Origin of the sequence: Micromonospora sp. NPDC127501 (genome assembly GCF_040302185.1) — a bacterium.
Lineage (GTDB): Bacteria > Actinomycetota > Actinomycetes > Mycobacteriales > Micromonosporaceae > Micromonospora.
The window spans coordinates 370866-385051 of record NZ_JBEORJ010000003.1; the positions used below are offsets into that span (position 1 = coordinate 370866).

13 protein-coding genes and 1 riboswitch are annotated in these 14186 nt (G+C 72.2%); of the genes, 6 read left to right on the forward strand and 7 right to left on the reverse strand.

Annotated elements, in window-relative coordinates:
- Positions 1-79 precede the first annotated feature (79 nt).
- Positions 80-718, reverse strand: coding sequence for a TetR/AcrR family transcriptional regulator (locus ABTW72_RS09070; protein ID WP_350856209.1), 639 nt, complete (start codon positions 716-718; stop codon positions 80-82).
- Between the two features lie 180 nt (positions 719-898).
- Between ABTW72_RS09070 and ABTW72_RS09075 the strand changes: the two genes are divergently transcribed.
- The 4 genes from ABTW72_RS09075 to ABTW72_RS09090 all read left to right on the forward strand — a co-directional run bounded on the left by ABTW72_RS09075 (position 899) and on the right by ABTW72_RS09090 (position 5971).
- The gene (locus tag ABTW72_RS09075; RefSeq protein ID WP_350856212.1) at positions 899-1792 is read left to right on the forward strand and encodes an ABC transporter permease; all 894 of its coding nucleotides are present in this window, start codon (positions 899-901) and stop codon (positions 1790-1792) included.
- A 34-nt stretch (positions 1793-1826) separates the two neighbouring features.
- Complete coding sequence (locus ABTW72_RS09080; RefSeq protein WP_350856732.1) at positions 1827-2603, forward strand: ABC transporter ATP-binding protein; 777 nt, start codon at positions 1827-1829, stop codon at positions 2601-2603.
- A gap of 146 nt (positions 2604-2749) precedes the next feature.
- On the forward strand, positions 2750-4267 hold the full coding sequence (locus tag ABTW72_RS09085) for a D-ribitol-5-phosphate cytidylyltransferase (protein WP_350856215.1): 1518 nt from the start codon (positions 2750-2752) through the stop codon (positions 4265-4267).
- A 33-nt stretch (positions 4268-4300) separates the two neighbouring features.
- The gene (locus tag ABTW72_RS09090; protein WP_350856218.1) at positions 4301-5971 is read left to right on the forward strand and encodes a CDP-glycerol glycerophosphotransferase family protein; all 1671 of its coding nucleotides are present in this window, start codon (positions 4301-4303) and stop codon (positions 5969-5971) included.
- A gap of 4 nt (positions 5972-5975) precedes the next feature.
- On the opposite strand, the gene ABTW72_RS09095 is transcribed toward ABTW72_RS09090, so the two are convergent.
- The 5 genes from ABTW72_RS09095 to ABTW72_RS09115 form a co-directional block, all read right to left on the reverse strand.
- Positions 5976-6722 carry an alpha/beta fold hydrolase gene (locus tag ABTW72_RS09095; RefSeq protein WP_350856221.1) on the reverse strand — a complete coding sequence of 249 codons (747 nt, stop codon included), beginning with the start codon at positions 6720-6722 and terminating at the stop codon, positions 5976-5978.
- Positions 6723-6845: 123 nt separating this feature from the next.
- Entirely contained in the window at positions 6846-7694 is an 849-nt protein-coding gene (locus ABTW72_RS09100; RefSeq protein WP_350856224.1) for a C39 family peptidase, read from the reverse strand.
- Between the two features lie 233 nt (positions 7695-7927).
- Positions 7928-8068: riboswitch (cyclic di-AMP (ydaO/yuaA leader) on the reverse strand.
- 284 nt (positions 8069-8352) lie between these two features.
- The gene (locus ABTW72_RS09105) at positions 8353-9123 is read right to left on the reverse strand and encodes a hypothetical protein (protein ID WP_350856227.1); all 771 of its coding nucleotides are present in this window, start codon (positions 9121-9123) and stop codon (positions 8353-8355) included.
- 133 nt (positions 9124-9256) lie between these two features.
- Positions 9257-9679, reverse strand: coding sequence for a hypothetical protein (locus ABTW72_RS09110; protein ID WP_350856230.1), 423 nt, complete (start codon positions 9677-9679; stop codon positions 9257-9259).
- A gap of 92 nt (positions 9680-9771) precedes the next feature.
- Positions 9772-11007, reverse strand: a complete 1236-nt coding sequence (locus ABTW72_RS09115; RefSeq protein ID WP_350856233.1) for an acyltransferase family protein — start codon at positions 11005-11007, stop codon at positions 9772-9774.
- 297 nt (positions 11008-11304) lie between these two features.
- Here ABTW72_RS09115 and ABTW72_RS09120 point away from each other — a divergent pair, with 297 nt between their 5' ends.
- Positions 11305-12468 carry a glycosyltransferase family 2 protein gene (locus ABTW72_RS09120; RefSeq protein ID WP_350856236.1) on the forward strand — a complete coding sequence of 388 codons (1164 nt, stop codon included), beginning with the start codon at positions 11305-11307 and terminating at the stop codon, positions 12466-12468.
- A gap of 133 nt (positions 12469-12601) precedes the next feature.
- The gene (pseI, locus tag ABTW72_RS09125; protein WP_350856239.1) at positions 12602-13654 is read left to right on the forward strand and encodes a pseudaminic acid synthase; all 1053 of its coding nucleotides are present in this window, start codon (positions 12602-12604) and stop codon (positions 13652-13654) included.
- A gap of 25 nt (positions 13655-13679) precedes the next feature.
- Here pseI and ABTW72_RS09130 read toward each other — a convergent pair whose 3' ends face one another.
- Positions 13680-14135: a hypothetical protein gene (locus ABTW72_RS09130; protein WP_350856242.1), complete on the reverse strand. Its 456-nt coding sequence runs from the start codon at positions 14133-14135 to the stop codon at positions 13680-13682.
- Between the last annotated feature and the right edge of the window lie 51 nt (positions 14136-14186).

Below are 14186 nucleotides of genomic sequence, written 5' to 3' on the forward strand. Positions count from 1 at the left end.
CGGCCGGGTGTCAATGGGGCAGCGTAGCGGAGACCGGTAGCTGAACCATTTTCCGTGTGGCGGGGTGTCGCGGGCGTGGTCAGCCGGAGACCGGGGCCGCCCGGGGACGGGGCAGCACGCTGTCGGCACCGAGCCCGACCGCCACGGATTCGACCAGATTGTCGAGATAGCCGTCGGTGAGTGGGAGACGGGCGATGGCGAGCCGCCAGTAGAGCGGCCCCACGATGAGGTCGACGGCGGCGTCGGACTCCGTGTCGGCGGGCAGTTCGCCACGCTGCACGGCCCGGGTGACCAACTGACCGCCGATCTCCTGCTGCCGGGCGTGCAGCACCTGACGCAGGGTCGCGTCGATGCTGGGGTTGCGGGCCGCCTCGGCCAGCAGGTCCGGGATGATCTGCGACGCCAGTGGGTGCCGCAGCGCGTGCGCCACCGCCTGGAAGAGCAGCGCGAGGTCACCGCGCAGCGTGCCGGTGTCCAGTGCGGGGAGCTTGCCGTGTGCCGCGGCGGCGACGACCTCCAGGACCAGGTCGAGCTTCGAACTCCACCGTCGGTAGATCGCCGTCTTGCTGACACCGGCCCGCCGGGCCACCGCCTCGATGGAGAGCCGGCCGTAGCCGACCGCGGCGAGCTCCTGCATCAGCGCCCGGCGGATCGCCGTGGTGATCTCGTCGCGCAGCACCGCCGCGCCGGCCGGCGCCCGCCTCTTTTCGGTGGTCATCGAGGGCTCTTATCGCAGGTCACGCCGGATAGCGTAGCGCAACGACGGTACGGTTGCGTCCCGACGTGTTTCGGACTACTGTCCTCGCAGCGACGAGGCGGCGCCCCGCGCAAATTTCCCACTAGGATTCGATCGTCGCGAGCAACCCCCGTCTGCACGAAAGATCGGAGCGCCATTTCCATGGCCACCACCGCGCTGGTCGACCCCGACACGGGCCTGACCCAGGCGCAGCTGGCCGCTCGGCACGGGCTACGCGTCGCCGGTGAGCGACCCAGCCTCGTCGAGTACAGCCGCCGACTCTGGGCCTACCGGCACTTCATCGCCGCGTACGCCAACGCCAAGCTCGTCGCCTCGTACAGCAACGCCAAGCTGGGTCAGCTCTGGCAGGTGCTCACCCCGCTCACCAACGCGGCGGTCTACTACCTGATCTTCGGGGTGGTGCTCGCACAGAACAGCATCCCGAACTTCATCGCCTACCTGACCACCGGGTTGTTCATCTTCAACTTCACCCAGAGCGCGGTGCTGGCCGGCACCCAGTCGATCAGCAGCAACCTGGGACTGATCCGGGCGCTGCACTTCCCCCGGGCCAGCCTGCCGCTGTCCACCACGATCACCCAGTTCCAGCAACTGCTGGCCTCGATGGTGGTGCTGATCGGCATCGTGCTGGTCACCGGCGAGCCCCTCACCTGGGAGTGGTTGCTGCTGGTGCCGGCACTGCTGCTGCAGGCGGTGTTCAACGCCGGCGTGGTGCTGCTGGTGGCCCGACTGGGCGCCAAGTCGAGCGACCTGAAGCAGGTCATGCCGTTCATCATGCGGACCTGGATGTACGGCTCCGGCGTCCTCTACAGCGTCAGCCTCTTCGACCGGCTGCCCGGCTGGGCGACGACCCTGGTGCAGTACAACCCGCTGCTGGTCTACATCGAGCTGGCGCGCTACGCGCTGCTCGAGGAGGCGCCGCTGCTCAACGAGTCGCTGACCCAGCTCTGGCTGGTCGGCGCGGGTTGGGCGCTGGTCGCCGGCATCGGCGGTTTCATCTACTTCTGGCGCGGCGAACAGGAGTACGGCCGTGGTTGAGCACTTCGACGCCCACACCGAGGCGAGCGCGACGATGACCCGCACCCAGGAGCGCATCCCGACAGTGGTCGTGGACGACGCGCACATCATCTACCGGGTGCACCAGGGTGCGGCCGGCGGCACCACGCCGGTGGCCGCGCTGCGCCGGCTGGTCAAGCGCACCCACGCGCCGAACGTCCGGGAGGTGCACGCGGTCAAGGGCATCTCGTTCACCGCGTACCGGGGCGAGGCGATCGGGCTGATCGGCAGCAACGGCTCCGGCAAGTCCACCATCCTGCGGGCCATCGCCGGTCTGCTGCCGGTGAACAGGGGCGCCATCCACACCCAGGGGCAGCCGTCGCTGCTGGGCGTCAACGCCGCCCTGCTCAACGACCTCTCCGGGGAACGCAACGTCGTTCTCGGGTGCCTGGCCATGGGCATGCACCCCGATGAGGTGGCCAGGCAGGCCGCGGGGATCATCGACTTCTCCGGGATCAACGAGCGGGGTGACTTCGCCAGCCTGCCGATGCGGACGTACTCGTCGGGCATGGCGGCCCGGCTGCGGTTCTCCATCGCCGCCGCCAAGAAGCACGACGTGCTGCTCATCGACGAGGCGCTCGCCACCGGCGACAAGGGCTTCCGCAAGCGCAGCGAGCAGCGGGTGCGGGAGCTGCGGGAGGGCGCGGGGACGGTGTTCCTGGTCAGCCACCAGCTCTCCTCCGTACGGGACACCTGCGAACGGACGATCTGGCTGGAATCGGGCGTCATCCGGATGGATGGCCCCACCGACGAGGTCATCCGGGCGTACGAGGCGTACGCGAACAGCAAGTAGAGTTCCGGCGAACGTCCGGCATCGACATGGCACCTGAGGACCGCGTCGCCCGCGTTGGGGCGACGCGGTCCGCGCGTTAAGGTTCATTCCGTCGCCGCTCGGGCGGAAACTTCCGTTAACGCATCCCTGAGAGTGAGGATCCGGCAATGACGCAGGACCAGACCCCTGGCCCGGACGCCGAAGCGGAGACCCCGACGCCGTGGCGGCCCGCACGGACAGTGGCGGTGGTTCTGGCCGGCGGCACCGGGACCCGGCTGGGCCTCGGCATCCCGAAGCAGCTGCTGAAGATCGCCGGTAAGCCGATCATCGAGCACACCCTGGCGGTCTTCGAGGCGGCACCGGAGATCGACGAGATCATCGTGCTGATGGCCACCGGCCACGTCGAGGACGCCCGGCAGATCGTCGAGAAGGCCGGCCTGCGCAAGGTCACCAAGGTGATCGAGGGCGGCGACACCCGCAACGCCACCACCCGGATCGCGCTGGACGCGGTCGGCCCGGAGGACTGCAACATCCTCTTCCACGACGCGGTACGCCCGCTGCTCAGCGGCCGGATCGTGCGCGAGTGCGTCAACGCGCTCTGGAGCTACGACGCAGTGGACGTGGCCATCCCCTCCGCGGACACGATCATCCAGGTCGACGACAACGACTGCATCACCGACATCCCGGTGCGCTCCCGGCTGCGCCGTGGTCAGACCCCACAGGCGTTCCGCTCCCCCACGATCCGGGCGGCGTACCAGATCGCCGAGGACGACCCGGACTTCGCCGCCACCGACGACTGTGGCGTGGTGCTGCGCTACCTTCCCGGCACCCCGATCAAGGTGATCGACGGTTCGGACGAGAACATCAAGGTCACCCACCCGGTCGACGTGCACCTGGCGGACAAGCTCTTCCAGCTCGCCGCCGCGCAGGCGCCCCGACTGACCGACCACCGCAGCTACAGCGAGGAGCTGACCGGCCGGACCATCGTGGTGTTCGGCGGCAGCTACGGCATCGGTCACGAGTTGACCGAGCTGGCCCGGCGCTACGGCGCCCAGGTCTTCCCGTTCAGCCGTTCCAGCACGGGCACCCATGTGGAGCGGGCCGAGGACGTCGAGGCCGCGCTGACGACCGCCTTCGAGGCCACCGGCCGGATCGACCACGTGGTGGTCACCGCCGGCATCCTGGAGAAGGGCGCCCTCGCCGAGATGGACGAGGAGACCATGGACCGGCTGCTCCAGGTCAACTTCGTCGGCCCGGTGACCATCGCCCGCCAGGCCCTCCCGTACCTCCAGCAGACCAAGGGCCAGTTGCTGCTCTACACCTCCAGCTCCTACACCCGGGGCCGGGCCCGCTACGCGCTCTACTCGGCCACCAAGGCCGCCCTGGTCAACCTCACCCAGGCGCTCGCCGACGAGTGGGCCGACGTCGGTGTCCGCGTCAACTGCATCAACCCGGAGCGCACCGCCACCCCGATGCGGACGCGGGCCTTCGGCGAGGAGCCGGAGCACACCCTGCTCGCCGCGGAGGCCGTCGCCCAGTCGTCGCTGGACGTGCTGATCTCCGATCTGACCGGCCAGGTGATCGACGTACGCCGGGCGCCCGGTGACGGGCCCACGCCGAGCGTGCCGGCGCAGTCCGGGTCGGGTCGGGTCGAGACGCCGGCCGGCGCGACGTCCGCGAACTGACGCCGACGGCTGCGGAACCACGAACGGAGCGACATGCGCGGCGACCTGGTCCGAAAGCTGGCCGCCCGGTGCCTGACCACCGGGTTGGCCGTGCTGGCCTTTGTCGTGCTGGCGCTCACCGGCGCCACCGGGTGGGGGCTGGCGTTGGCCGTCGCCGCGCTGGCCGCCTCGGCCGCCGAGCAACGGATCCGGCCGGGCGCCGACCTGGTGGCGGAGACCGCGTTGATCGCCGCGGCGGTCCTGGTCGGTTACTCCCGGCGGCTGGACGACGGGCTCAACCTCGCGCTGGTCGCCACCGGGCTGGTCCTGCTGGGGCTGGTGCTGCTGGTGGGCCCGCTACGCACCGCCGGCGGCCTGGAGATCCGGGCGGCCAACCTGCCGGTACGCGCCTGGACGCCGCTGATCGCCGACCGGCTCGGCACGGCCCTGCTCGGGCTGCTCGCCGCCCTGGCGCTCGCCGCAGCGCTCGCCCTGCCGGCCGGCGTGGCGCTGGCCGCCAGCCTGCTGGTCGGCGCGGGCGCCGGTGCGGTCGCGCTGGACCTGGCCCGACGGCGGTTCCGGCCGAGGGCCGGCGGCGGGTCGGTGGCCGCCGCGCTGCGCCGGCACCAGCCGGAGTTCCTGCTCTACTTCTCCGCGCCTCCCGGCTCGGAATACCAGGTCACCATGTGGTTGCCGTACCTGGAACGGATCGGGCGGCCGTTCCTGGTCGTGTTGCGTGAGCCGGAGTTCCTGGCCCCGATCGCGGCGGCCACCGACGCACCGGTGGTCTACTGCCCCACCCTGGGGGCGATGGACCAGGCGTTGGTGCCGAGCCTGCGGGCGGCGTTCTACGTCAACCACGGTGCGAAGAACAGCCACTGTGTCCGGTTCACCCAGCTCACGCACATCCAGCTGCACCACGGCGACAGCGACAAGGCGCCGAGCGCCAACCCGGTGTCGGGGATCTTCGACCGGATCTTCGTGGCCGGGCAGGCGGCGATCGACCGGTACGCCCGCGCCGGAGTACAGATCCCGGCGGACAAGTTCGTGGTGGTGGGTCGCCCACAGGTCGAGTCGATCGAGGTACGCCCGGAGCCCGCGCGAGGGTTGGCGCACCCGACGGTGCTCTACACGCCGACCTGGACCGGGCACCACGCCGACGCCGACTACTGCTCGCTTCCGGTGGCCGAAGGCCTGCTGCGCCGGCTGTTGGAGCGCGGCGCGACGGTGATCCTGCGGGCCCACCCGTACACCACGCAGAACCCGGCGTCGGCCCGCCAACTGGGCCGCCTGACCGAGCTGCTCGTCGCCGACCGGGCCCGCACCGGCCGCCAGCATGTGGTCGGCGCGGCGGCTCGGCAGCTGAGCCTGACCGAGTGCGTCAACTCCGCCGACGCGCTGGTCTCCGACGTGTCCGGCGTGATCTCGGACTTCCTCTACTCCGGCAAGCCGTACGCGGTCACCGACATGGGCGACCAGGGCGACCGGTTCGTGGAGCGGTTCCCACTGGCCGGGTCGGGTTACGTGCTGCGCCGGGACATGTCCAACGTGGACGCGGTGCTGACCGACCTGCTGGACACCGACCCGCTGGCCGAGGCCCGCTGGGCCACCCGCCGCCGCTACCTGGGTGACTTCCCGGCCGAGGCGTACGCCGAGGCGTTCCTGACCGCCGCCCGCCGGGAGCTGGCACCGGCCGAGACACTGACCGCGTCCACACCGGCGTAGCCGCTCAGCGGTACGGGTCGAGCAGCGCCAGCACCGCTGCCGGGTCCTCCACGTGCGCGTTGTGCCCGAGACCGGGAAGCGTGGCGACCGGTACGCCGTACTCCTTGAGCTGTTCGTCGGTGACCATCGGATCGTTCTCCCCGCGCGCCAGCACCACCGGCACGTCGGTTGCCGCCAGAAGCGCCGCCAGGTCGGGTTCGCCGACGGCGAAGGCGGTCGGGTCCATGGCGAGGCGCCACCGGCCGTCGACCTGGCGCAGCCCGGCGTCCACCACCGGGTGGTCCGGCGAGACCAGGCCGGCCAGCCCGGACACCCGCAGGTAGCGGCGAGCCGCCTCGGTGCGGCTGGCGAACCAGCTCACGGGGCGGGCGGCGACCTCGGCGGCGCGGGTCAGCTCAGCGGGTGACCAGAGCGCCTTGATGCCCAGCCCGACCACCGCGTCCACCGGCGCACCGGCGTCACGGGCGGCGAGCGCCAGGCCGACCACCCCACCCAGCGAGTGTCCGAGCACGACCAGCCGGTCGTCGGGGGCGAGGGCCTGCGCGATCTGCTGGGCGAAGCCCGCGAAGGAGTACGACGGCAGCGGCGACGCCCAGCCGTGACCGGCGAGGTCCGGTGCCAGCCATCGTCCGGGCCAGTGCTGCTCGAGGTACGGCGCCCAGGGCAACCACACGTCCCCGGTTGCTCCCATGCCGTGCAGCAGCAGCAGGACCGGCCTGCGGCCGGCGTGACCACCCGTCTTCTCCACCACGGCCGCAGTCTCCCACGGTTCACGGTCGGGTACGAGAGCCGTCGATGACGGACCGCGCGGACAACCGCTGCGGGCGCCGGCCCCTTGTGGGGGACGGCGCCCGCGGCGGTCAGCGTGCCCGGGTCAGGCGGAGTAGCCCCGGCTGGTGATCCAGTTGGCCAGGTCGATCGTGGTGATCCAGTACGACGGGTCGGCCGGGTTCGCCGAGTCGGCGATCCGCACGGTGCGACCGTTGTCCTTGTAGCCCACGACGGCGATGTAGTGCCCGCCGCCGTAGGAGTGCCAGCCGCCGTCGGTGTCGGTGGCGTCTCCGACGACGTTGGCCACCACGCCCCGGCCGTCGGTGATGGCCTTCACCACGTCGGCCTGGAGGCGGTCCATCTGGGCCGGGCTGGGCGCGCCGGGGAACATCCGGGTCCGGTACGGGGAGCCCTTCACCTCGGCGTTGAGCACCCGGGTGGTGTCCTCGGCCGAGTTGGTGCCCATCTCGGTGGTGCCCAGCTCGGCGCCGAGCTCCTCCTGGGTGCGGTCGACGCCGGCGGCGCTGAGCGCGTTCCGGGTGGCCGCCGGGCCGCAGTTGTAGTAGGTGTTCTGCGCCTCGTAGTCGTAGTCGAGCACCTTGGTCGCCGGCGGCTTCGGCCGCTCCGGCTTCCGGGTCAGGTCGGGGTTGCTGCTGGCCTTGGCAGCGGGCGACGCGGCGCTGGTGGCCGGGGCGGCCGTGGTCGACGTGGCGCTGGCCGAGGGGGACGCGTCCCGTGCCTCGCCGCGGGAGGCGGCGACGTCACTGCGCATCTCGGCGACCGTGGTCGCGCTGCGCTGGCCGGCCGGGGCGTCGTCGGCAGTGGTGAGCAGGGCGCCGGTGGTGGTGGCGATCGCGAGGGCCGCGGCGGAGGCGGCGACGATCTGGTACGGGCGCTCGGTGGCGAGGCGGCGGAGCTGACGCTGCAGGGTGTGCTTCACGGGGTCCTCCACGGATCGGGGGGAGAGCGGCACACCGGTGCCGGACCGGTATCCGGGCAGGCGCCAGCGCGCGGACAGGGGTCCGCGGATGGTGAACCGCTCAGGGGAACGCCCGGCGCGGCCGGGCGGGGAAGGCGATGACCCGGAGGGTCAGCTCACCGTCACGCGACGAATGAGCGGGTGCATCGCCGCGCCGTGGAGGCGGGGGAACAACCGAGGGGTGGAAAGGTGCTGCACGAGGATGGGACTCCTTCCGACACCGCCTACCGGGTTAGCTGACGGATTCGGGCGGGAAGACGCCCTACCGCGGGCCGTGGCTCGCGGATTCACCCCGGACTTACTGGTGGGTCCCCGGTTCGTTGATCACGATTAAGCGGGTCGATGCGGCGTCGCGTCTTGCGATCGGTTACCGCACCGGACGGGACGACACTACTGGCGTCTCAACGCCCTGCCAAGCCAGGTTCACCTGCGTAAACCCCAATTGGCGCGACAATTTCTGCGCGTATTACCGATGACGTGACTCGATGGGACAACCGGTTACGGCGACGCCTGCGGGCGACAACCGGACAGGCCGCAAAAAACGCGGCCACAATCGCGGGAACAATCCCGCCGATCGCGCCGGCCGTCCCATTTCGCGATCAGGTGACCGGCCTCACATCACGGATTGGGCTCAACCCACCCGGGCCGGGCGCCACCGTGCCACGACGGCGGGACGCAACGCCCCGGCCACCGTGCGGCGCGCTGGCACCAGGGTCGGGCGGAGCCGGGCCGCCGCCGCGTACGCCTCCTCGGCGAGGGCACGAGCCGACTCGGCGGCCAACTCCGCGTCGCGCCAGGCGGCCCGCTCACGGTCGGCGGCCACCTGGTAGTCGGCCAGCCGCGCATCCCGGACCACCCGGCTGATCAGCACCTCCTGCTCGACCGGGTGTCGCCGGGGATCCCAGCCGCGCCGGTGCCCGAACACGTCGCCGAGCTGCGCCATGGTCAGGTCGCCCCGCCAGTACGCCGCCATCGCCGCCCGGTGCAGATAGCGTTCCCGGGCGGCGTACTCGGCGGGGGTGTGCGGGGTCTGCGGGGTGGGCAGCGCCCCGGCGCCGGCGAAGCGACGCGCGGCGGTGTCCGCCTCGTCGTACCCGATCCAGGCCTGTTCCAGTTGCTCCTGAGCAGTCAGCCAGGCGGCACGCCGGCGCTTGGCGGTGGTGGTCGCGCCGGCTGCGGCGACGGCCACCTCCTCGGCGTAGCGGCGCAGGTCGACGGCCTCGGCGGCGGCCAGCTCCCGGGCAGTGGGCCCGGCCGGGAGCGCATCGTCGGTGGGCCGGTCCCGTTCGGGGCGCGCGGCCAGCACGGCGAGCAGGCCCAGGGTCAGCAGGAACAGCGTCGACCAGATGGCGGCGGCCTGCGGCACCTCGGTCACGAACTGGTAGAAGACGACGGTCTCCATGGTCGGCACCTCGGGGAGAGAGCAGTGCGATGGGAAGCCGCGCCGACCGGCGGGCCACGGCGGGCCACGGGTCGGCGGGTCAGGGAGCGGGTGGGTCGACAGGGCGCGGTGTCGGGACGGTCGTCCCGGTGGCTCAGCGCGCGGGTGGGGCCCGGGAAGCCCGACCGTCCGCTGCGTCGACGAGAGGCAGCCGGTCAGATTCGGCCGCGCCGACCGGCAGCACGCCGGCCGCGATGGTGCCCTGATCGCCAGGGAGCGCCATCAGCGTGTCGACCGACCATGCCGGGACCGATTCCTCGGCGGCCTCCGGTGGCATCGCCGGGGCCGGGCGGGCCGCACTGTGTGCCTCGCCGCGCCGGTAGCAGGCCGCCAACGACCCGACGGCGACCGAGGCCGGCACCGCGCTCGACGTCGGCACCGGGCCGGGTGTCGGCGTGGCGGCCGTGGCCGGGCCTGCGCCGAGCGCCAGGGCCGCGACGACGGCGAGGCTGGTCAGCACCCGAGTCGCCCAGCGCGCCACCCACCACAGCGGACAGGTGAGCGCGACCGGAAGCACATCCCCACGCTACCGTCGCGCTGACCCGGGCGCACCGACCACGGGCGTGTCGGATCACGCCGCGCCGACCCCGTTGACCAGGGTGGACGTTGTCAGCGCAGGTCGACGTACGTTGATCGACCGCCGGCCCGACCGACCTCCTCGGCAGGTCCGTCGACCTCGCCGCGGGCGCTGCTCGCGGGGTTTCGTGCGTCGTCGTCGCCGGCCACCCGTTGTCGGGGGACGGGCACCGGACGGGCCGCACGGCGCGGCGCGAGCCGGCGCATCATCGGGGTTTCGACGAAGCGGTGCAGCAGCCCGGCGAGGATCAGGTTCGCCGCCAGGAAGCCGAGCACCACGGCCGGGCCACGCCAGCCCGCGAAGCCGACCCCCCAGGTGCCGCTCCAGCGCAGCACGCTGGTCATCACCAGCACGTGCACCAGGTAGAAGGCGAACGAGACCTCACCGAGCCAGACCACCGGCCGGGACCGCCACGGCGAGCGCCGACCCCGCACGTCCGCGTCCGCAGCCGCGGTGATCACCAACAGGTACGCGACCGCGAGCAGCGTGGTCCACAGCTCGGCGCGGATCCACTGTGCGGCCGCCACCCAGGTGACCAGGAACACCCCGCTGGCCACTGTCAGTCCGGGACCGCGCCAGAGCCCTCGGCGCATCAACTCGGCCGCCACCGCGCCCAACCAGAACTCCAGCGACCGCACCGGCGGGAAGATCTGGGTGAACCACCAGCGGCTCACCTCCGGCACCAACTCCTGCGCCGGCCAGAGCGCGAGGATCAGCAGCGGCAGCGCGACGATCAGCGCCCAGAGCAGCTTCGGCCGGGCCCGGCGCAGCAGTGGCAGCGCCAGCGGCAGACAGAGGTAGAAGAAGAACTCGCAGGACAGCGACCAGCTGACGGTGTTGATGCTGTAGAACCAGCCGGGCCGGGGGTCCCACGCCTGCAACAGCAGCAGGTTCTCCAACGCGGCCGCCGGCAAAACCGGGTCGGCGAACCACCAGGCGACCACCAGCGTCGCCGCGAACAGCACCAGGTGGTTCGGGTAGATCTTGGCGATCCGTCGCCGCCAGAAGGTGAGCCGGGAGTCCCCCTCGCGGGCCGACCAGACGAGCACGAACCCGCTGAGGATGAAGAAGAACTGCACCCCGGAGAGGCCGAGGGTGAACAGCGCGTCGATGACGGCCTTGTAGTCCGGCTCGGCGATGATCCGCATGGTGCCGGCGTGAAAGCCGAAGACCAGCAGCGCGGCGATCCACCGCAGCCCGGTCAGCGAGGGCAGCCGGGGCGGGGCGGGTGCGGGCCGGGCGGCCGACGTCGCGGCGACGCTCGTCATGCCGGGATCCCGGCGCTCGGCAGGGTCACCAGCACGCTCGTAGCCTCCTGTCGCGGCGTCGGACGGCGCGACGGCGACGCCCACGACGACCCGGCAGGGCCGCACCGAGGCACCCTACCGGGTCACTCCCGGGTGAACCGGACGCATCCCACCCGCCCCACGAGCCCGCGGTCCCCGGGCCGGAAACCGCCCATTGGCCGGCGTTAACCTTCCGCTGGGCGGGAGTTCAGAGAGTCCACCATCGGCGGCAACGTCAGGTTCCGGGGCCGGCCACCCGGGTCGTCGAAGGTGGCGGACGTGGTCAATGAGCCGACGCACGCACCGCTGCTGAGCATCGTCGTGCCCGTGTACGGCGTCGAGGCGTACCTGTACCAGTGCCTCGAGTCGATCCGGGCCGACATCCCGGCCGGCGATTCGGACGCGGTCGAGCTGATCGCCGTCGACGACGCCTCCCCGGACGGCTGCGGCGACATGCTCCGCTCGTACGCGGTCAGCCGCGACGGCGTGCGGGTCGTGCACCTGAGCAGCAACGTGGGTCTGGGGCTGGCCCGCAACGCCGGGCTCGACGTGGCCACCGGCCGGTACGTCTGGTTCGTCGACAGCGACGACTGGTTGCCACCGGGCACGATCGCGGCGGTGCTGGACCGGCTGCGCCAGCACCAGCCCGACGTGCTGATGCTCGACCACCTGCGGGTGCACGAGGACGGCCGGCGGGAGGTCGACGCGAGCAGCCCCCTGCTGCGCGGGATCACCGGCGTCACCCGGTTGGCCGACCAGCCGCAGTTGCTGCGGGTGCAGCACACCGCCTGGAACAAGGTGGTCCGCCGGGACTTCATGGACGAGCTGGAGCTGCGGTTCTTCCCCGGCTGGTACGAGGACATCCCGTTCAGCCATCCTCTGCTGATCGGGGCCGAGAAGATCTCCGTGCTGGACCGGGTCTGCTACCTGTACCGCCAGGGCCGCCAGGGCGCGATCACCTCCACCCGCAGCGGCCGGCACTTCGACGCCTTCGCCCAGTACGAGCGGCTGATGGACTGGGTGGCCCGGAAGCACCCGGACGAGCGGTTGCAGGCCGAGCTGTTCGAGCTGATGATCAGCCACTACCTGGTGGTGGTGGGCAACGACGGCCGGCTGCACCCACACCTGCGGCGCGACTTCTTCCACCGGGCCGCCGCGCACTACCGTCGCTACCTGCCCACCGGTGGCTACCCGCTGCCCCCGGGCGTGACCGGGCTCAAGCACCGCCTCATCGGGCGGGGTGACTGGGTCGCGTACTCGGCGCTGCGCCAGGCCCACCGGGTCGCTGGTCGCCTGCGTCGACCCGGCCCGGCGATCGGCGCCGACGGCGGTTCACTCGCCGCCGACGAGGACCCGGGGCGAGGGGCGAGCGCCGCCGCGACGCGCGACGGTGGGCTCACAGCGGAGCGGCGCGACGCGCTGGCCGTCGGCCGGCTGCCGTGATCGACCCCACCGCGCAGCACGCCGGGAGCCGGGGCGGCTCCCGGCGCCCTCGTTTTCCAGGTCGTCCGCCCGCCGGGCGGACGACGACAGCACCACCGCACCCCGGTGCGGACGTACCTGAGCAGAGGTCGGAATGACGGCGACAATCAAGATCGGACCGCACGCGGTCGGTGCCGGGGAGCGACCGTTCGTGGTCGCCGAGATGTCCGGCAACCACAACGGCGATCTGAACCGGGCGCTGGCCATCGTCGACGCGGTGGCCGCGAGCGGGGCGCACGCGCTCAAGCTCCAGACGTACCGGCCGGACACCATCACCATCGACGTCGACACCCCGGCGTTCCGGATCTCCAGCGGGCACGAGCTGTGGGGCGGGGAGAACCTGTACCGCCTCTACGAACGCGCGCACACCCCGTACGAGTGGCACGCCCCGATCTTCGAGCGGGCCCGTGAGCGGGGCCTGACCGTCTTCTCGTCGCCGTTCGACGCGACCGCCGTGGAACTGTTGGAGTCGCTGGACGCGCCCGCGTACAAGATCGCCTCGTCGGAGCTGGTCGACCTGCCGCTGATCCGACTGGTGGCCAGCACCGGCAAGCCGATGGTGATCTCCACCGGAATGGCGACGGTCGCCGAGATCGACGCCGCCGTACGCACCGCCCGGGCCGGCGGCGCGGCGGGCATCGTCCTGCTGGCCTGCACCGCGTCCTACCCGGCGCCGCCGGCCGACAGCAACCTGCGCCGGTTGCCCGTGCTGGCCGGCGCGTTCGACGTGCCGGTCGGGCTCTCCGACCACACCCCCGGCATCGGGGTGGCGGTCGCCTCGGTGGCGCTCGGCGCCTGCTTCATCGAGAAGCACGTGACGCTCGACCGGGCCGACGGCGGCGTGGACTCGGACTTCTCCCTGAACCCGGCGGAACTCACAGCCCTGGTCGCCGAGTCCGGCCGCGCGTACGAGGCGCTGGGCGGCACCGCGATCGGACCGACGCCCGCGGAGCAGGAGGGGCTGCGGTTCCGCCGGTCGCTCTTCGTGGTCGAGGACGTCCGGGCCGGCGATCCGGTGACCGCGCACAACGTCCGCTCGATCCGGCCGGCCGGCGGGCTGGCACCCGTGGAGATCGACCGGGTCCTGGGCCGCACCTTCGCCACCGACGTCCCGCGCGGCACCCCACTGAGCTGGGACCAGATCTAACCCACCCCACCCCGCGATCTTGCAGTTACTGTCCCGGCGCAAGGCATGTAAGCCGCGATTCGGCGTCAGACAGTGCAAGATCGCGGGGTGGGAGGGTCGGGGCGAAGCCGACGGTGACCACCAGGTCATCCACCCGGAGGGTCCGCCAGATCGCCGACCCGTCGGCCGGCGTACCCAGACCATGGCGCCGCCACCAGGCCGCCACCGACACATCGGCCAACTTGCACCAGCATTCGGCCCGGGTCCAGCGGGCCCAGAAGTCCGCAGTGCCGAAGCGGCGGGCCAGCGCCGGGGGCACCGGGGCATCGGCGCGCTCCGCATCGACGGCCACCCGCCAGCCGGGCGCCGGTGGGCCGTACCAGCCGACGCACCGTCCATCGTCGAGGTGACTGCGGGTCACCGCCTCGGCCATCGCGGCCGGCGACCCGATGCGCAGGTGCTGCTCGGCGGCGACGAGCAGCCCCGGCACCGGACGCGGCACGGCCGTCCCGCCGTGCCGTGCTGGTCGCAGCGGCGGGGGAACCGGCCGCAG